At 39.1% G+C, this 17,181-nt stretch carries 19 protein-coding genes; 13 read left to right on the top strand and 6 right to left on the bottom strand.

Features of this window, described 5'->3' with window-relative positions:
• Positions 1–26 precede the first annotated feature (26 nt).
• Complete coding sequence (locus tag ACE1CA_RS24285) at positions 27–869, bottom strand: hypothetical protein (RefSeq protein ID WP_413280530.1); 843 nt, start codon at positions 867–869, stop codon at positions 27–29.
• Between the two features lie 647 nt (positions 870–1,516).
• On the opposite strand from ACE1CA_RS24285, the gene ACE1CA_RS24280 reads away from it, so the two are divergent.
• The 4 genes from ACE1CA_RS24280 (at position 1,517) to purU (ending at position 6,252) form a co-directional block, all read left to right on the top strand.
• Complete coding sequence (locus ACE1CA_RS24280) at positions 1,517–3,859, top strand: ribonuclease R family protein (RefSeq protein WP_413280529.1); 2,343 nt, start codon at positions 1,517–1,519, stop codon at positions 3,857–3,859.
• A gap of 70 nt (positions 3,860–3,929) precedes the next feature.
• Positions 3,930–4,553, top strand: coding sequence for a flavin prenyltransferase UbiX (locus tag ACE1CA_RS24275; protein ID WP_413280528.1), 624 nt, complete (start codon positions 3,930–3,932; stop codon positions 4,551–4,553).
• 42 nt (positions 4,554–4,595) lie between these two features.
• A complete protein-coding gene (locus ACE1CA_RS24270; RefSeq protein ID WP_413280527.1) occupies positions 4,596–5,312 on the top strand; it encodes a LapA family protein in 717 nt (238 codons plus the stop codon).
• Between the two features lie 85 nt (positions 5,313–5,397).
• Positions 5,398–6,252, top strand: a complete 855-nt coding sequence (purU, locus tag ACE1CA_RS24265; protein WP_413280526.1) for a formyltetrahydrofolate deformylase — start codon at positions 5,398–5,400, stop codon at positions 6,250–6,252.
• A gap of 179 nt (positions 6,253–6,431) precedes the next feature.
• On the opposite strand, the gene ACE1CA_RS24260 is transcribed toward purU, so the two are convergent.
• Positions 6,432–6,896 carry an ABA4-like family protein gene (locus tag ACE1CA_RS24260; protein WP_413280525.1) on the bottom strand — a complete coding sequence of 155 codons (465 nt, stop codon included), beginning with the start codon at positions 6,894–6,896 and terminating at the stop codon, positions 6,432–6,434.
• Between the two features lie 228 nt (positions 6,897–7,124).
• Here ACE1CA_RS24260 and ACE1CA_RS24255 point away from each other — a divergent pair, with 228 nt between their 5' ends.
• A complete protein-coding gene (locus ACE1CA_RS24255; RefSeq protein WP_413280524.1) occupies positions 7,125–7,334 on the top strand; it encodes a hypothetical protein in 210 nt (69 codons plus the stop codon).
• 157 nt (positions 7,335–7,491) lie between these two features.
• Here ACE1CA_RS24255 and ACE1CA_RS24250 read toward each other — a convergent pair whose 3' ends face one another.
• Both ACE1CA_RS24250 and ACE1CA_RS24245 read right to left on the bottom strand, forming a co-directional pair.
• Positions 7,492–7,917, bottom strand: coding sequence for a DUF4112 domain-containing protein (locus ACE1CA_RS24250; RefSeq protein WP_413280523.1), 426 nt, complete (start codon positions 7,915–7,917; stop codon positions 7,492–7,494).
• Positions 7,918–8,021: 104 nt separating this feature from the next.
• Positions 8,022–8,309 carry a YkvA family protein gene (locus tag ACE1CA_RS24245; protein WP_413280522.1) on the bottom strand — a complete coding sequence of 96 codons (288 nt, stop codon included), beginning with the start codon at positions 8,307–8,309 and terminating at the stop codon, positions 8,022–8,024.
• 161 nt (positions 8,310–8,470) lie between these two features.
• Between ACE1CA_RS24245 and ACE1CA_RS24240 the strand changes: the two genes are divergently transcribed.
• The gene (locus ACE1CA_RS24240) at positions 8,471–9,637 is read left to right on the top strand and encodes a pyridoxal phosphate-dependent aminotransferase (RefSeq protein WP_413280521.1); all 1,167 of its coding nucleotides are present in this window, start codon (positions 8,471–8,473) and stop codon (positions 9,635–9,637) included.
• 14 nt (positions 9,638–9,651) lie between these two features.
• Positions 9,652–10,257 (top strand): class I SAM-dependent methyltransferase, encoded by a 606-nt coding sequence (locus ACE1CA_RS24235; RefSeq protein WP_413280520.1) that lies wholly within the window; start codon positions 9,652–9,654, stop codon positions 10,255–10,257.
• A gap of 93 nt (positions 10,258–10,350) precedes the next feature.
• Here the strand turns inward: ACE1CA_RS24235 and ACE1CA_RS24230 are convergent, their stop codons facing one another.
• Positions 10,351–10,542, bottom strand: a complete 192-nt coding sequence (locus tag ACE1CA_RS24230) for a hypothetical protein (RefSeq protein ID WP_413280519.1) — start codon at positions 10,540–10,542, stop codon at positions 10,351–10,353.
• A 377-nt stretch (positions 10,543–10,919) separates the two neighbouring features.
• Here ACE1CA_RS24230 and ACE1CA_RS24225 point away from each other — a divergent pair, with 377 nt between their 5' ends.
• The 6 genes from ACE1CA_RS24225 to ACE1CA_RS24200 all read left to right on the top strand — a co-directional run bounded on the left by ACE1CA_RS24225 (position 10,920) and on the right by ACE1CA_RS24200 (position 16,425).
• Positions 10,920–12,386 (top strand): NB-ARC domain-containing protein, encoded by a 1,467-nt coding sequence (locus tag ACE1CA_RS24225; RefSeq protein WP_413280518.1) that lies wholly within the window; start codon positions 10,920–10,922, stop codon positions 12,384–12,386.
• An 11-nt stretch (positions 12,387–12,397) separates the two neighbouring features.
• Positions 12,398–12,961: a shikimate kinase gene (locus tag ACE1CA_RS24220; protein WP_413280517.1), complete on the top strand. Its 564-nt coding sequence runs from the start codon at positions 12,398–12,400 to the stop codon at positions 12,959–12,961.
• Positions 12,962–13,078: 117 nt separating this feature from the next.
• A complete protein-coding gene (gene argB, locus ACE1CA_RS24215; RefSeq protein WP_413280516.1) occupies positions 13,079–13,987 on the top strand; it encodes an acetylglutamate kinase in 909 nt (302 codons plus the stop codon).
• 130 nt (positions 13,988–14,117) lie between these two features.
• Positions 14,118–14,642, top strand: a complete 525-nt coding sequence (locus ACE1CA_RS24210; RefSeq protein WP_413280515.1) for a hypothetical protein — start codon at positions 14,118–14,120, stop codon at positions 14,640–14,642.
• Positions 14,643–14,672: 30 nt separating this feature from the next.
• The gene (locus tag ACE1CA_RS24205) at positions 14,673–15,476 is read left to right on the top strand and encodes a DUF3153 domain-containing protein (RefSeq protein ID WP_413280514.1); all 804 of its coding nucleotides are present in this window, start codon (positions 14,673–14,675) and stop codon (positions 15,474–15,476) included.
• Between the two features lie 610 nt (positions 15,477–16,086).
• Positions 16,087–16,425: a P-II family nitrogen regulator gene (locus tag ACE1CA_RS24200; protein ID WP_413280513.1), complete on the top strand. Its 339-nt coding sequence runs from the start codon at positions 16,087–16,089 to the stop codon at positions 16,423–16,425.
• A gap of 50 nt (positions 16,426–16,475) precedes the next feature.
• Here the strand turns inward: ACE1CA_RS24200 and rdgB are convergent, their stop codons facing one another.
• Complete coding sequence (gene rdgB / locus ACE1CA_RS24195) at positions 16,476–17,060, bottom strand: RdgB/HAM1 family non-canonical purine NTP pyrophosphatase (RefSeq protein WP_413280512.1); 585 nt, start codon at positions 17,058–17,060, stop codon at positions 16,476–16,478.
• Between the last annotated feature and the right edge of the window lie 121 nt (positions 17,061–17,181).

Below are 17,181 nucleotides of genomic sequence, written 5' to 3'. Positions count from 1 at the left end.
CGCTAAAGCGCAACTACTTACATAAATTAAGTGGGGTTGGGTTGTGCTTCTAGGTATTCTAGAAAGTCTTCCAACTCTTCTTTTTTGAGGTCGTTACGAGTTTTTTTGCCGTAGGTACGTAACAGGTGATCGCTTCCTTGTTTTTTCGTCCAACCTAAGCGTTTAATTTGCACGTTGGTACGCGCAATTAAATCAGAGAAATCATCGGGACTAGTATCTTCGATATTGTCGGATCGATCGCCAATTTCCGGCGTAAATTCTGAGGATGATGCGATCGCGATTTCCTGCTCGTGACGACGGGAATTAATGGGTGTTACGTTACTCAAGGTAACTGGTGTTTCACTTTCATCGACAAAAGAATTGATCGGCGTTAGCTTGGGTGTTTCCACAAAGCGATTTGTTGGTCGATCGGTAAATGGAGATTTGGGATTTTCTTCTGTATTCTCTGTAACTTCCAGATGAGATTTTGCCGAACTAGTCGTTACTTTACCAGTTGAAAAAGTGTTTCTTTCCGAGAAAGATGAGTTTAAATTGGCGTGATTCGACCAAGTAGGTTCTTGAATAGCTGGTTCTAAATGAGGAGTTTCTGGTTTTTCGGCTCCAAAAACCGCAGGTTTGGAATATTCAGGAGAAACTGAGCGATCGATTGCTTCATGTCCCCATGCTAAATTAATTCCCATCAGTTCCAGCGCCCTAATTCTAGCTTGGTCTTCTGCTAATTCAATAGTGTCAGCAATTGCCATCCCGGTTGCTTTGGTAACACCATCAATTTGAACTAAAGCGCGAACGACAAATTTGCCGTTATAAATCGTTAATAATTCTGAAATCAGACTGCCTGTGGGATAACGAACCCGAAATTGTGCAAACATAGTTGTTAATATCCTGCTTTAAACATTAAGCATAGCTATTTTCTTCACGACCGCTCTAAACCTACAATAGTGAAAGGATGGTTTATCCACACGCTATCAAACCGCAACGCTTAATTGTTGAAGCACCCACCGTGCTTTACCGCTAACACGCTACTAATCGCAAACGCCTATTAGAAGCTTTCTTCAAGACTCTGCACTGAGTCTAAGGGCGATTTACCACCTAAAAAAACTCGCGTGTGACAGCGTGAAAAGCGGCTCAAAGCATGGAAATTGGGCGCACCAGCAACGTGATACAACATACAGAGTCGATACCCTTGGTGAGATCACATATAGTAAAACATCTTGGGGTCAAATTTGGGAACTAGCTTTTCTGATTCCCATGACAATGACATCATCGCACTGTCAGTATGTTCTGCATCTACCCTTCCTTTGTTCTGGCAAGGAGATGGCCTAAGTTTAGCGCAATTCTCGTAGGGCTGGAGTTTAGTGTTTAACAATTTTAGATTGAGAAATTATCTGATTTTCGATTTGACTGAGCAATTATAAATCATTCAAAATCAGCAATCTAAAATCTAAAATTGATTAAGCGTGGAGTGATAGCGAAATGAAAACACAAATAATTTGAGACGCTAAGGACTAGTCGCTACATGGAATTTTCAATCGCTTCATTACTTTCTAATTTTCCCGATGAAAAATTGGTAGCTGCCAAAGTGTTGGAGAAAAAACTGGGTTGTACTGATGAGCCTAGTTTACGGAAACTACAAATTGTCTTGGATGCCTTGGAAAAAGTTGGCGTTTTAGTCAAAGAACGAGGCAAGTATCGACGGATTTTTGAACCGGGAGTAGTGGAAGCAAAACTCCGCTGTTCTAGCAAAGGTTTTTGCTTCGCCATTCAAAACGTCGAAGGTGCAGCTGATATTTACGTGCGGGAAAGTCATTTGAGTACGGCTTGGAATGGCGATCGCGTTTTGGTAAAAATTACTAAGGAAGGCAACCGCAGGCGCAGTCCTGAAGGGGAAGTCAAACTAATTTTAGAACGTGCTAATCCTAGTGTTTTAGCTAGGATAAAACAAAGCATGGATCATACAGGAAAAGTAATTTACAAAGCTGTTCCTTTAGACGATCGCTTATTGTTTGAACTAGATTTAGTCGCCAATGGCGATGATTTAAGTGCAGCGATCGATCATCTAGTACACGCAGAAATTGTTCGCTATCCTTTAGCCTCTAATCCTCCCACTGGTAGAGTTGCTCAAGTCCTGGGTAGCGATGCTGAAGCAGCTGCTGATATTGATATTGTATGCTGCAAACATGACCTCCCCCGAAAATTTTCCGCAACCGTACTCGCCTCACTGGAAAAATATTCCAGCAAATTTAGCAAAACAATATTAAAGAGTCGTCTTGATTTACGTCATTTAATTACTTTAATCGTAGCTCCGACAGCTGGCGGTTATATTGACGAGAAAACTTTACTGGTAGAACAAGCTTTTACCTTGGAGAAAATTGAAGGTGATTTATGGAGAGTGGGGATTCACATTGTCGATATTGCTAATTATGTACCAGTTGATTCTCCCCTCGATCGAGAAACAAAAAGACGTGGCAGATCGACACATTTAGGTGATACAGTATTGCCAATGTTGCCTGAACCTTTGCTGGCTCATTGTTCCCTATTACCCGGACAAGATCATTTAGCTATTTCGGTGTTACTTTCTTTATCTAGTGATGGCGAAGTGGTGGAATTTGAGATTCAAAAATCTGTAATTCAAGTGGACTTTCAATTAACGCAATCTCAAGCACAGGATATTCTCTTACGCCATCACACAGATTTAGATTTACAGCAAAGCGATCTAGAGGAATTGTCTCCAGTTTTTGCTACTCTCGATCAACTATTTGTTTTGAGTCAAAGCATTAAAGAAAAACGGCTGGAAAGGGGTAGTTTTGAATTAAATTTGCCTTATGAAGGTAGCCAATTTAATGATGAAGGAATAGCTGAAGCTGCGATCGCTCTGCCAAATCATCCGGCGCAGTCAATGGTTAGAGAATTTATGATTTTAGTTAACCAAATGGTGGGGAGTCATTTAGTCGCTTTGGGTGTGCCAAGTCTCTACCGAGTACAACCAGCACCTGACCCGGATGATGCTGTTGAATTGCATAAATTGGCAAGTAATTTGGAAATAGATTTGCAACTAGAAAATGAAGAAGTTGTCACACCTTTTGATTTCCAAAAATACATTGAGGATTTTTCGCAATCCAAGGTAGAAAAGGTTTTAAATTCTTTGTTGCAATCAACTTTAAGACCATCTGTTTACAGCACTAATTCTAGCTCTCATTTTAGTTTGGCTTTGTCTGGTGGCTATACTCATTTTGTTTCTCCTGCTAGACGTTATGCAGATTTAGTGGTGCAAAGAATACTGATGTTAGTATTTGATGAAGGACGCGATCGCAGAAGTACTCGCGTTAAAGAAAAGGTAGATTTGCATCATAGTTCTTGTCACGGACAAGTTAATTGGAACGTTTTACCACCCAATGTCCAAGAAGAATTAGAAGAGCAATTGGCATCATTAATTGTGCCATTGAACGAACGAGAAAAAGAAGTACAAGAAGCCGAAACAGATTTAGCTGGTTTGAAAAAAGCTGAACTGATGAAAGAACGCACTGGAGAAATTTTTCAAGGTGTAATTACAGGCGTTCAATCTTACGGCTTCTTTGTAGAAATGGAAGTATCAGTGGCTAATGGCCCACCTTTTTATCCAGAAGGTTTGGTTCATGTATCATCATTAAAAGATGATTGGTATGAGTACCGCTCTCGTCAAGAAGCATTAGTGGGACGCAAAAATCGCAAGCAATATCGGTTAGGCGATCGCGTAGAAGTGCAAGTAAAAAGTGTAGACTATTACCGTCAACAAATAGATTTAGTAACTGTTGGTAGTGATACTGCTTTTGATGATGATGACCGAGATGATTATCCATTTCCCAATTTTGATGATGAGTAACTTTACAGGTCATTTGTCATTGGTTGAGTAACCAAGCTATTAATAAATAATTACTAATGACTAATAACAAATGACTAAACCTTTAATTTTGGGAATTACTGGAGCATCAGGCTTAATTTATGCAGTTCGGGCTATAAAATTTTTGCTAGAAGCTGATTATGCGATCGAACTAGTAGCCTCTAAATCTACCTACATGGTTTGGCAAGCTGAACAAAACATCCGACTCCCCGGCGAACCAACACAGCAAGAACAATTTTGGCGCGAACAAGCCGGAGTATTAACTTCAGGAAAATTACGCTGTCATCCTTGGAGCGATGTCGGCGCAAATATTGCCAGCGGTTCTTACCGCACTCAGGGAATGATCGTCATCCCCTGTAGCATGAGTACAGTAGCAAAGTTAGCAGCAGGTTTAAGTTCCGACCTTTTGGAACGAGCCGCAGATGTCCAACTTAAAGAAGGTCGTAAACTGGTATTAGTGCCCCGCGAAACTCCTTTTAGCTTAATTCACCTGCGGAACTTAACCAGTCTAGCGGAAGCAGGAGCCAGAATAGTTCCCGCTATTCCCGCTTGGTATCACAATCCCCAAACTATTGAAGATTTGGTAGATTTTGTAGTAGCCCGTGCCTTGGATCAATTAGATATCGATTGTGTTCCTTTGGAGCGCTGGCAGGGGAGCAGGGGAGCAGGGGAGTAAGGAAAAACTTTAACTCAAAACTTAAAACTTAAAACTTAAAACATGGCTGTTCGCATCGTATTACTACTAATGGCTCTCGGAGGATTGACAGTATTTGCCCTGCAAAATTCTGTATCTCTGAGGCTGGTGTTTTTGGGGATAAAAACTCAGGCGTTACCCTTGGGATTTTGGATATTAGCAGCGGTTGTAGCTGGGGTACTGACAGCTTTGATTGTGGCTTGGTTGTTACAAATTATTAATTACTGGGGAAATGCGAATTTATTGTCTCGAATTCGCCAGTTAGAGGCAGAAAAACGGACTTATCAAGGGCAAAGTCGAGAATCTACTTCTACGTATCAAAGTTATTCTTATTCAGCGGCGAGTAGCAGTTCTGCAAGTACCGCTGACGCTTCGGCAAGCGATCGCAATAATGAAGAGTGGGAAGAAGAGGATGAGGAAGATTCTGGGGTTTCTGATGATGTGAGCGATCGTAATTATGAAGCCAAACAAGAACCAACCACCAGTTATCGTTCCGGTTCAGTTTATTCTTATGGCTACAAAAATCCTAGTGATTCCGCAGTCGGCAGAACCGAATCAGTTTATGATGCAGAATATCGGGTAATTACTCCGCCTTATCGCCCTATAGATACAGAGAAAGAAGAGGATAATACCCCTAAATCTTCCCCATCTAATCAACAAAATAATGATGCTGATGAAGATTGGGGTTTTGATGATGAAGATTGGGATTTTGATGATAAAGATAAAAATCCCCGATCCTGATAATAAGCTAAAAAATCCTCCCTAGTGATAATTTGAGTTGTATATTTTGAAGTAATGATTCTGATTTTTTATTGTTAAATAGCTTATGAATAGCCCAACTGCAACCTTGCTGATTTCTTGTCCCGATCGAAAGGGATTGGTAGCTAAATTTGCTAACTTTATCTATTCCAATGGTGGTAATATTATTCATGCCGATCAGCATACAGATTTTGCAGCAGGACTATTTTTAACAAGAATTGAATGGCAATTAGAAGGATTCAATTTACCAAGGGAAATAATTGGAGCAGCTTTTAATGCGATCGCCGCTCCCCTACAATCTAACTGGCAATTACATTTCTCCGACACAGTTCCCAGAATAGCCATTTGGGTAAGTCGGCAAGACCATTGTTTATATGACTTAATTTGGCGACATAAAGCCAAAGAATTTACCGCCGAAATTCCTTTAATTATTAGTAATCACCCAGATTTACAGGAAATAGCCGCTCAATTTGGTATTGATTATCATCATATTCCCATTAATAAAGATAACAAAATAGAGCAAGAAGCAAAACAACTAGAATTATTGCAAAAATATCAAATAGATTTAGTAGTACTAGCCAAATATATGCAAATTGTCAGCCAAGATTTTATTAGTAAATTTCCCAAAATTATTAACATTCACCACTCATTTTTACCTGCATTTGTCGGCGCAAATCCATATCATCAAGCTTACGAAAGAGGCGTAAAAATTATTGGTGCTACTGGTCACTATGTCACCGCAGATTTGGATGCAGGGCCGATTATTGAACAAGATGTAGTAAAAGTTAGTCACCGAGATAATGTTAATGATTTAATTCGCAAAGGTAAAGATTTAGAAAGAACAGTTTTAGCCAGAGCAGTTCGCGCTCATCTACAAAATCGCGTATTAGTTTACGGCAATAGAACCGTAGTTTTTGAATAAAAAATACTTTTTTGGGTGCTATTTGTAGGGTGCGTTAGTGACAGCGTAACGCACCTTACGGACGATCGCTCTTATCTCAGATCTTGCACTCAAAGGAGGTAGAACCTCCCAGATCCTCGTTCCCAGGTTCAACCCGGGAACGAAAAATGGAGGCTCTGCCTCTTGGTACAAAATCTGAGTTATGCTTGTGATGTGGGTGAATTAGACACAGAAACATCCTCTTTCGGAGAGAAAAAAATCTGTTTTATCCAAGTAGTAAAAATGTGAGAAAGTAATCCTAACGGGCCAGCAAACAAACAGAGTAAAATAGAATGAGTGGTGAAAATACCTGTTTTTTGTCCTTCCCAATAAATCCACCTGCCGACAAACAAATCCATAACTAAAAAGTGCGTCCATCCAGTTGCAGCTGCTCTTTGGTCGGCAAAAAAGCGAGCAATATCTGCTAAGTGAGGATTAGCTAATGCTTGGGCAGATTCTGAGGTAATTGAACCTGTGAACAAGTACAAATACAGTCCAGCTAACATCACAAACGGAATGTAAGATTCCATGACTCGCCGAGTAATACTCCAGTTTGGTAAGAGAATCATCAGCGCCCAAAAGGGTAGAACAAACAGGTTAGAGAGATTAAACAGCTGTGTCAGCATTAAAATAGAAAAAACTAGGTTTAAAAAATCTTAATTATTCTACCTGGTATCGCTAGGGAATTGCATCTTGTAAAATAACCCAGTTGCAGGATGCCAATTATTCTAAGATAAGTAAAGCTAGTTTTCGTTGCTTGATTAACAAAGAGATTAATAACCAATAGACCCAGCTTTCTGGTGATTCTAGCGTTTTGTCACATCCCAAAGGAGACTGGCAAAGGAATGATACTGATGTCTTTAATTAATTTATTTATTTCCTTAACTTTAGGAATTGCTGCTTGTTGGACTTATACTGAAGCTCAGGCAGAACCACCAACAAATGAAATTGTTTGTGCTTGCGCTGTGGTCATTCTTCTGCTCAGTTTTGTTTGGTTTGTAGTCAGTGCGCCTTGGTTTTTAAATCTTGCCTTATTGGTAGCTTTAGTGGCTATTGGTAAGTAGGGTTGTGGTAATACCAATTCTCTATGAAGATGCGCTTAATTAACCCCACCCCGTCCACAGGGAGGGGCTATGATTAAGCGCAATTTTACGGAGAATTGGTATAAGTTCTATATATAATTAAATAAAGGTGGAATTATTCCACCTTTGTTTAAAAGGATTATTTATTTGTTAATGCTGGCTGTTTTGGTTGAGTCACTACTGAGTTAATTTGCTCAATGGTTTCGGGGTCTTCAATTCCTAAATGTTTTTCCAAAAGTGCTAAGTTGCGAATATTAGATTTATAGTAAGCATCGAATAAGTCACCTACTAAAGGTACAGTACCTACTGCTGCTTCTAATGCCACATTAAAAATCATTTCTCTCAAGATTTGTGGGGGAAGTTGAAAGCGAGCAGCTAAATAAATTAAATAAGCAGAAAAGACGGTGCTAACTAGATCTCCGGCACCTGGAATTAACCCGATAATGGGGTCTAATCCAAAGCGAAAACCAATTAAGGGAACGCGAAAAGCACTATCCATTAAGTAGGTGAATTTGCGAATGCGGTTCAGGGTAGCAATACGTTTGATAGTGTTAGTGGTGTTCATGTTTCGATTTTGGTACGATCGCTTTAATCAATCTTCTACCCCCAGCAAGAAAGAGTTTTCCATCTCTGGAGGTAGCACTGGCAAAGATAAATTAATGTTGCTACTTAGTTGCTAGAAACTGCTTCTACATCTATAGTATTAGGGTCAGAATTAAACTGTTTTTGTTTGTGATTTTTCCGCGCTTCTAGTAACATTTGCGAAACTTCTGTTACTAACAATGTGGCAACTACAGTGTCATCAATCCAGCCAACAATGGGAAATACATCAGGAGAAATGTCCAATGGGCTAACTAAATACAACAATGTACCTAGAACTATTAACCAGCGATATTTAGAATTGCGAATAGTTTGACGATACCAGTTATATATGGTTTCTACGATAGTTTTTTTCATGGCTAATTTTTACTCTCTTTGCCTTTGAGTTAACAAGATCATCTTCTCGAATTGACAAAGGATTTACGAGTCGAGATCGCCGCCCATTTGGTAGTATAAAACCTATCCCAGAAAACCGAATAATATTGAAGGGTTTACCGAATCAATCTAAGACAATTATAATGAAAAGCGAAGTTCAAAGAATGCAAGCTGTGCAGTCACCAATTATTCCCGTAGTTGGCGAGTTAATTCGCAATTCTCCGGGAACTATTTCTTTGGGGCAAGGTGTGGTTTATTATCCTCCACCACCGGAGGCAGTAGAACAAATTGCTCTATTTTTAGCCCAACCACAAAATCATAAATACCAAGCTGTGGAAGGGATTAGTCCTTTGTTAGAGGTAATTACTGCTAAATTGTCAGCAGAAAATCAAATTAAAATCGATCGAAATAACTGTATTGTGGTGACTGCGGGTAGCAATATGGGGTTTATGAATGCGATTTTGGCAATTGCTAATCCGGGGGATGAAATTATTTTACAAACGCCTTATTATTTTAATCATGAAATGGCGATCGCAATGGCTAGTTGTCGCCCCGTATTAGTCAGAACAGATGAAAATTATCAGTTGCTTCCAGATGCGATCGAATCAGCAATTACTAATAAAACAAAAGCTGTAGTCACAATTTCTCCCAATAATCCCACTGGCGCAGTTTACCCCCAAAAAACTCTACAAACAGTTAACAAAATTTGCCGAGAAAAAGGAATTTATCATATTAGCGACGAAGCTTACGAATATTTTACTTATAACGGAGTAAAGCACTTTTCTCCCGCAGCAATTCCCCAAAGTAGTGACTATACAATTTCCCTGTTTTCTCTTTCTAAAGCTTACGGTTTTGCTTCTTGGCGCATTGGTTATATGGTAATTCCTCAACATTTATTAGTGCCAATCAGAAAGATTCAAGATACTATATTAATCTGTGCGCCTGTAATTTCCCAGTATGCCGCTTTAGGTGCGCTGCAAGCAGGAGTTAATTACTGCCGAGAAAAACTAAAGGCAATTACCAAAGTACGAGAAGTTGTGCTTCAGGAATTGCAAGCTATTTCGGAATTTTGTTTAATTCCTCCTGCTGATGGGGCGTTTTATTTCCTGCTCAAAGTTCAAACTGATTTGGGTGCAATGGAATTAGTAAAACGTTTAATTCATGAATATAAAATAGCGGTAATTCCAGGGACAACTTTTGGCATAGATGATGGTTGTTATCTGCGCGTTGCTTACGGCGCATTGCAAGCAGAAACAGCATCAGTTGGTATTAGTAGATTAGTGAAAGGTTTACAAAATATTTTGACTTAAATTCAGGAGGAATTATGACTCAAGAAAAATCGTTACCCAATTGGGAACAGTTATATCAAGAACAAGCGGTTGAGTCTATGCCTTGGTTTAATGCTAATTTAGACCCGGATATAGAAAAAAGTTTAACAAAGTTAAATTTTACTACAGGAAGTGTGTTAGATATTGGTACTGGCCCGGGGACGCAAGCAATAATTTTGGCTGAAAGGGGTTTTCAAGTTACTGCTACCGATTTGTCAGAAACAGCAATTCAAAAAGCTGCTGCTAAAGGGCAAGAAAAAGGATTAAATATTAACTGGCAACAGGATGATATTCTTAATAGTAAAATTTCAGGAGAGTTTGATTTAATTATCGATCGCGGTTGTTTCCACGTATTACCTCCAGACAGCAGACCAAATTACGTTAACGTAGTGTATGATTTGCTGAAACCGCAGGGTTATTTATTATTAAAATGCTTTTGTTATCTGGAAACTAGGGAAGGTGGGCTATACAAATTCACTCCAGAGGAAATGAGGGAAATTTTTGCCAGTAAATTACAAATAATTTCTCTTGAGGAAACTGTTTATTATGGCAATTTAGATCCCCATCCCTTAGCTTTATTTATTATCATGCAAAAGCCTTGAAAGCTAATCTTAACAAGAATTTGTTAATTAGCCGACTATTAACTCTTGGAAAACTCGATCGCAGTAAAATCGCCATCCTGCATCGCTACAAACCTAAGAACAAACTAACTCACGAGACTCTTGCTTAACTTGACCAGACACAGCTGCAAATTGCAGTTTCATGAAAGCATCAAGGTCTTCTGAATCATACTTATTTTTTAGCAAACACCGCAGGCGTTCTTCTGCTGCAATACTAAGATATCCAGTTTTTAGCGCCTGTTGAACTACTTCACGAATGAGGTACATACTAATCACCCATAGGAAATTTTACACTCAAATTAAAACAAGGGGAAAGAACTGAACTACAACAAGCGATCGTAGGAAAAACACAACTTAAATCAGCGCGAAACCTACACCACTAATAAATTTGCGACCTAACTCATCTGCCGAATCAGCTAATAGATTACATATTACTTAGTTTTACTGACTTCTTTACAGAGCGTTGATGAATTTTTAATGAAGTTTTCATGAATTTAATATTAAGTCATATTTAGTGAATCCGTTACTTTACTGATGTTATTAATTACGTTAATATTTACAATTAAATTGATATAAAGCGTTAAAAGCTAACAGATGTTAATTAAACGTTAGTCTGCTTAGTAAACTTATTTACATTAAAACAAGTGCAATCAGGGGAATTTGTAGAAGCTGCTCATACTTGGAAGCTAGAGAAATTATATGTAGATCTTGCTTCAGCTAAAAATAAAGGACTAACACCTGTAGAAAAGAAGATTCTTCGCGGATTACTTTGTGGTTACAGTCCCGGAGAAATCGCAGATATTATTTATAGTAGTACTAATAGTAGTTCCGTAAGAGTTTACCTTTCCAATGGTTTGTATAAATACATTGAAGTAATGTTATATTCCCAGACTAACCAACAGGTAAAAATAAACCATTGGAGTCGGGTAACGAAACTTTTAGAAGAAGCGGGTTATAAATTAGATTCAGCTTTGCCACCGCAAGTTGCGCCAAGTTTGATTGAGAAAAATCATCAACCAGAAATTAAGCAAAATTTTGATTGGGGAGAAGCTGTTGATACGAGTATCTTTTATGGCAGAGAGAAAGAATTAGTGCAATTAGAAAATTGGATTATTAAAGAGCGTTGTCGCTTAGTTTCTTTGTTGGGGATGGGTGGAATTGGTAAAACTACTTTATCGGTAAAATTAGCACAACTAATTCAGCATGATTTTCAATTTTTGATTTGGCGATCGCTACATCACACCCCACAACTATCAGAACTTTTAGCCAATCTACTGCAATTCTTAGCCCAAGCGCAAAGCAGCGAATTCACTTTATCAGAAACTAGCCCTCAGAGAACTAGTCAATTATTAGATTTTTTCCGAAAATCCCGTTGCTTGCTAGTATTAGACAACGTTGATACTCTGTTGCAAACCCAAACTTACACAGGAGATTTTCGCCCAGAATATGAAGAATATCGAGAATTTTTTCAGCGAATTGGCGAAGTATTGCATCAAAGTTGTTTGGTGTTAACTAGTCGAGAAAAACTTAAAGAAATAGCAACTATTGAAGGAGTGAATCTGCCCGTGCGATCGCTACAATTAAAAGGATTAAATGAAATAGATTGCCAAGAAATTATTAAAGCTAAAGGAGTAACTTGTTCTGAGTATGAATGGCGCTTACTAGTTAACCGCTATTCAGGTAATCCTTTAGCATTGAAAATTGTGTTAACCACAATTTTAGAATTATTTGATGGGAAGGTTTCCCAATTCTTAAAGCACAATCTTTTAGTGTTTGGAGGAGTGCGAGAATTAATAGAAGAACAATTAAATCGAATTTCAACGAGTGAAAAGCAACTATTGTACTGGTTAGCTGTGAAACAAGATATTTTATTATTAGAAACGACAGAAGAAACGCCACCAGGAATGAGTAAAGGAGAGTTATGGGAAAACTTAGAATCCTTGGTTAGGCGATCGCTAATCTCCAAACATACTACTATCTTCAAATTGCTACCAATATTTAAAGAATATCTTAATCGAGAACTCGGTAAACAAGATAACCTCCAGACCGAGGTAGTTCCCAACCCAAATCCAGGTAAACTAAGTAGCAGCCCTAAAGTAAATGAAACTTAGAACCTCAACGAGTGAACAATATTCTCAAAAACAGAAGTCTTTACTTAATTGGCATGATGGGTGCGGGGAAAACCACTGTAGGACGCTTACTAGCAAAGGAAATGGGCTACAGCCGTTTTCTGGACACGGACAATATTATCGAATTAGTTAAGGGTCAAACCATTAACGAAATTTTTACAACCGTTGGTGAAGAAAGTTTCCGTGAATTAGAAACGCAAGTACTAGCCGAACTCTGCACTTATACCAGAACCGTAGTTTCCACAGGTGGAGGTATAGTGTTGCGACAAAAAAATTGGAGTTACCTGCAACATGGTTTGATCCTCTGGCTAGACGTGCCCGTAAAATTACTGATGTCCCGCTTGACAGAGGACAACACCCGACCTTTATTAAAAGATGCTGACATGGAGAAAAAGCTGCAAACACTTTTAGCACAAAGACAACATCTTTATAATCAAGCTGACTTACGAATTACGGTTCAACCCCAGGAAACACCCGAACAAGTAACAAAACGCATCTTAGAGACAATTCCCTCGATTTTAAAACCACCAGTCGTTCCCCCCACCTATCTTAACTGATGACAAAATAGGCTATTGGCAATTCCCTGTTCCCAAAACCGATAAAACCTGTACTTTATCAGCCTGAGAATTGCTATAAACTGCATCTAAAACCTTTTAGGATGACAAAACAAACTCATGGTTAAAGAACTCGATTACACTCAAACTAATGATGATGCGACTCGCGTCCGAGTACTCAGCGAAGCATTACCTTACATTCAACAATTTGCTGGACGCACTATAGTCATTAAGTATGGTGGCGCAGCCATGAAAGACAGTTCGCTCAAAGATAAGGTAATGCGCGATATTGTGTTTTTATCCTGTGTCGGCTTGCGTCTAGTAGTGGTACATGGTGGAGGGCCAGAAATTAATTCTTGGTTAGATAAACTAGGAATAGAACCACAGTTTAAAAATGGTCTGCGAGTTACCGACGCACCCACAATGGAAGTTGTAGAAATGGTTTTGGTGGGTAAGGTAAATAAAGAAATTGTCACTTTAATTAATCAAGCTGGTGGTTTAGCAATTGGTTTGTGCGGCAAAGATGGTAATTTGATTAAAGCACGCCCCGAAGGTCAAGAAGGAATTGGCTTTGTGGGGGAAGTTAGTGCAGTGAATATTAACATTTTAGATAGTTTGCTCAAAAGCGGATATATTCCGGTAGTTTCCAGTGTCGCTGCTGATGAAACTGGACAAGCTTATAATATTAATGCCGATACTGTAGCGGGAGAATTAGCAGCGGCTTTGGGTGCAGAAAAGTTAATCTTACTAACAGATACTGCGGGAATTTTAAGAGATTACAAAGACCCTTCGACCTTGATTCCGAAAATGGATATTCAAGAAGCAAGGGCTTTGATTTCTTCTGGTGTTGTTGGTGGGGGAATGATTCCTAAAGTCAATTGTTGCGTGCGGAGTTTGGCTCAAGGTGTCCGCGCTACTCACATTGTAGATGGTCGGGTTCCCCATGCACTACTATTAGAAATTCTCTCAGATGCGGGGATTGGTTCGATGATTGTTGCTTCTGAGTTTATTCATAGTCGCGGTAAGTAATTAGTTGCGATCGGTTAGTTTGTCAGGTGCGTCAGGCAATACAATTGTAGGCGAGTCAAAATATTTTGCAGGTTCTGGCGCACCCTACGGAATATAACTAGCAACTTGCGTTCATTAGTTGTGATTGGTTATGAGTGCAGAAACGTTAGAGATTGTTAAGGAACAATACCAAGCTGGTAAGGCTGCGTTTGAACGCGGTCAATATCGCCAGTCGGTAGAATGTTTGGAAAAGGCTAGTGCTTTGGTCGATCGCAATACCCGCTTCGGTGGGGAGGTGCAAATTTGGTTAGTTACTGCTTATGAAGCAGCTGACCAAAAAAAAGAAGCGATCGCACTCTGCAAGCAATTAGACCATCATCCTAGTTACGAAATTCGCCAACAAAGTCGTCGCTTACTCTACATTTTAGAGGCTCCCCAACTGAATCGTCGCCCGGAATGGCTGACCCAAATTCCTGACTTGGGAACAATTGCTGATAATGAAGGTAAAACTCGTTTAGGTAATGCTGCGGCTGGAAAAAAATCTTCCTCTGGTTCTCTTTCTGGTGCGGAACCTGTAGACTTAAGTCAGGTAAATACAAAAGATAATCGGTTTATTTGGGTAGCATTGATTGGCATTCTGTTAATATTAGGTAGCCTAGTTTGGTGGGGATTTTAAAGTTTTATCGTTAAAAGGAATAGGGACAAAGTGAAGGATCGAAAACTTAAAAGAAAACATCCGCTTTTCGGCATTTTACCTTTGATTTTATGTGTGGTAACTTTCCTGACTGGCTGCGTCCAGTATGATGTAGGAGTTAATTTTTCAGGCGCTCATAAAGGGAAAATAGTTCAAAGCATTAAGTTAGGAGAACGGCTGAAGGATTTCAGCAATGAAACAGTTGACGAATGGTTAAAGAGTATCGAAACTCGCGCCAAAAACTTAGAAGGAAAAGTTAAAAAAGTTTCTGATGAAGAGTTAATTGTGACAATTCCTTTTAATAATGGCAAGGATTTAGAGGAAAGGTATAACAAGTTTTTTAATCCGATCGAGCAGCAAAAACTCGCAAATGTAGCCGAACAAGAAGCGGATATACCTTTGTTTAAATCAGAGTTGAAGTTAGAGCAAGGTAATTTTTTGTTTTGGATACGCAATCATTTGATTTACGATTTGGATTTGCGATCGCTTTCCCCAACCTCGACAAATAGCAAAGTGGCGATCGATCCAGGTTCCTTAATACAATTGGAATTTAGCCTCAGCACTCCCCAAGTTGCACAAAGCATTACCAAAAGCGAAAATGACATTATTCCCAAAATTCAAGCTGAGGGAAAACAATTAACTTGGGAATTACAGCCAGGTAAATTTAACCATTTAGAAGCAGTTTTTTGGCTTCCTAGTCCTTTGGGAATAGGAGCTTTCTTAATCGGTTTGTTTGTGCTACTCGGAAGATTTGTGAAATATCAAATATTAACTGCTTCTTCTACTTACAAACCACCTCAGATCGGCGAAATTTAACTTACTTGAAAATTTGAATAATTCTTTTGCTTCTCTGCGGTTTCATTTAAAAATTAGTTATGAACCACAGATGAACACAGATAATTCGATTTGTAGAGAAGTTAAAGGAAAGGGAAAAGTTTTACCCTTTTGCCTTTAACATTCTTTAGCCGAAGCTTGTTTTCTGTCATGAATTGTTTACTTTTGACGCTCTCTATGCTTAAAAAGCATGAAAGATAACGCGAGATATGGTAATCTCAAACGGTAACTTGTGCCAGCGTAAGGAGCAGGAATGTCTGCTATCAATTCTCTAATCTCTAAAATGCTGTAAATCAATCTCCGCGTCTCCGTGTTCCCGCGTCGTCGCGTTAATCATTTGTAGCAAACTTAAGGAGAAACGATATTAGACTGTAGGATTAGCCGAACTAAAAGATGTCACAAATAGCAGTGGACGACTTAAAATACAAGATTATTTTCAAACCAGCTTTCCCGAAGTAGGGACGGTTTAATGGACATTTCTATTTACTTAGCGACTTCTGTATAGACAGTTCCTAAATCAACCCCCTTGCTTCTTTTCTGCTGGTAATATCTACTAAAAGACGCATGAAACAGTTTTTGAGGAGTTAAGAAATTGAAAAAAATTGAAGCGATTATTAGACCATTCAAACTTGATGAAGTCAAAATAGCCTTAGTTAATGCGGGAATTGTGGGGATGACAGTTTCCGAGGTACGTGGTTTTGGTCGCCAGAAAGGTCAAACTGAACGTTATCGTGGTTCTGAGTACACTGTAGAATTTCTCCAAAAACTCAAAATAGAGGTTGTAGTTGAAGACAATCAGGTTGATACGGTAGTTGATAAAATCATCACCGCTGCTAGAACTGGGGAAATTGGTGATGGTAAAATTTTCATTTCGCCTGTAGAACAAGTAGTTCGGATTCGTACAGGGGAAAAGGATCTCGAAGCAATCTAATAATTTTAGATTTTAGATTTTAGATTTTAGATTTGGGGTTACTTACCCATCTAGAATCTAAAATCTAATTTTTGTAATTTGGGTAGTAAAGTTTGAAATGCTTTTCCCCGATGACTGACAGATTTTTTTAATTCGGGAGTCATTTCTGCAAAGGTCATTTGTTGTTCGGGAAGATAGAAGATTGGATCGTAACCGAAACCATGATTACCTCGCGGAGAGTGTAATATTTGTCCTGGACAAATTCCCTCTGTTTGTAAAGCGATCGCACCGTCAGGACGCGCGATCGCAACCGCGCAAACAAACCTCGCTTCTCGATGCAATTCGTTACCTAATTCAAACAGTAATCTTTCAATTCGGTCGCGATCGGTTTGACCATACCGCGCCGAATAAATTCCCGGCGCACCTTCTAAAGCTTCCACTTCTAAACCGGAATCATCTGCGATCGCCCATTGTCCCATTACTGCTGCAACTTGAGAGGCTTTCAAACAAGCATTTTCGCTAAAAGTTTTCCCTGTTTCTTCAATTTCTAATTCATCAGGTTTGAGTTGCAATTCTAAATCTAAATCTGTTAAGTAAGCTTGCATTTCTAACAACTTACCGGGATTACTTGTCGCAACTACTAATATGTTTGTCATTGATTTTTTGTCATAGATCATTAGTCATTCAGATCTGGCAACCAGAGGAGGTAGAACCTCCCAGATCCTCATTCCCAGGTTGAACCTGGGAACGAAAAATAGGGGCTGCTACCTCTTGGTG

Origin of the sequence: Floridaenema evergladense BLCC-F167 (assembly GCF_041929205.2) — a bacterium.
Lineage (GTDB): Bacteria > Cyanobacteriota > Cyanobacteriia > Cyanobacteriales > Aerosakkonemataceae > Floridanema > Floridanema evergladense.
Note: the sequence above shows the minus strand (reverse complement) of the source record. Positions and strands in the feature narration are given on the sequence as shown.

Bases quoted from the DNA above. Each gene is read 5' to 3' on its own strand.
- ACE1CA_RS24275 (WP_413280528.1), top strand. From the start codon at position 3,930: ATGACTAAACCTTTAATTTTGGGAATTACTGGAGCATCAGGCTTAATT.
- ACE1CA_RS24210 (WP_413280515.1), top strand. From the start codon at position 14,118: ATGAGTGCAGAAACGTTAGAGATTGTTAAGGAACAATACCAAGCTGGT.
- ACE1CA_RS24240 (WP_413280521.1), top strand. From the start codon at position 8,471: ATGAAAAGCGAAGTTCAAAGAATGCAAGCTGTGCAGTCACCAATTATT.
- ACE1CA_RS24230 (WP_413280519.1), bottom strand. From the start codon at position 10,542: ATGTACCTCATTCGTGAAGTAGTTCAACAGGCGCTAAAAACTGGATAT.
- ACE1CA_RS24255 (WP_413280524.1), top strand. From the start codon at position 7,125: ATGTCTTTAATTAATTTATTTATTTCCTTAACTTTAGGAATTGCTGCT.
- ACE1CA_RS24235 (WP_413280520.1), top strand. From the start codon at position 9,652: ATGACTCAAGAAAAATCGTTACCCAATTGGGAACAGTTATATCAAGAA.
- ACE1CA_RS24285 (WP_413280530.1), bottom strand. From the start codon at position 869: ATGTTTGCACAATTTCGGGTTCGTTATCCCACAGGCAGTCTGATTTCA.
- argB (WP_413280516.1), top strand. From the start codon at position 13,079: ATGGTTAAAGAACTCGATTACACTCAAACTAATGATGATGCGACTCGC.
- ACE1CA_RS24250 (WP_413280523.1), bottom strand. From the start codon at position 7,917: ATGAACACCACTAACACTATCAAACGTATTGCTACCCTGAACCGCATT.
- ACE1CA_RS24280 (WP_413280529.1), top strand. From the start codon at position 1,517: ATGGAATTTTCAATCGCTTCATTACTTTCTAATTTTCCCGATGAAAAA.
- ACE1CA_RS24245 (WP_413280522.1), bottom strand. From the start codon at position 8,309: ATGAAAAAAACTATCGTAGAAACCATATATAACTGGTATCGTCAAACT.
- rdgB (WP_413280512.1), bottom strand. From the start codon at position 17,060: ATGACAAACATATTAGTAGTTGCGACAAGTAATCCCGGTAAGTTGTTA.
- ACE1CA_RS24260 (WP_413280525.1), bottom strand. From the start codon at position 6,896: ATGCTGACACAGCTGTTTAATCTCTCTAACCTGTTTGTTCTACCCTTT.
- purU (WP_413280526.1), top strand. From the start codon at position 5,398: ATGAATAGCCCAACTGCAACCTTGCTGATTTCTTGTCCCGATCGAAAG.
- ACE1CA_RS24270 (WP_413280527.1), top strand. From the start codon at position 4,596: ATGGCTGTTCGCATCGTATTACTACTAATGGCTCTCGGAGGATTGACA.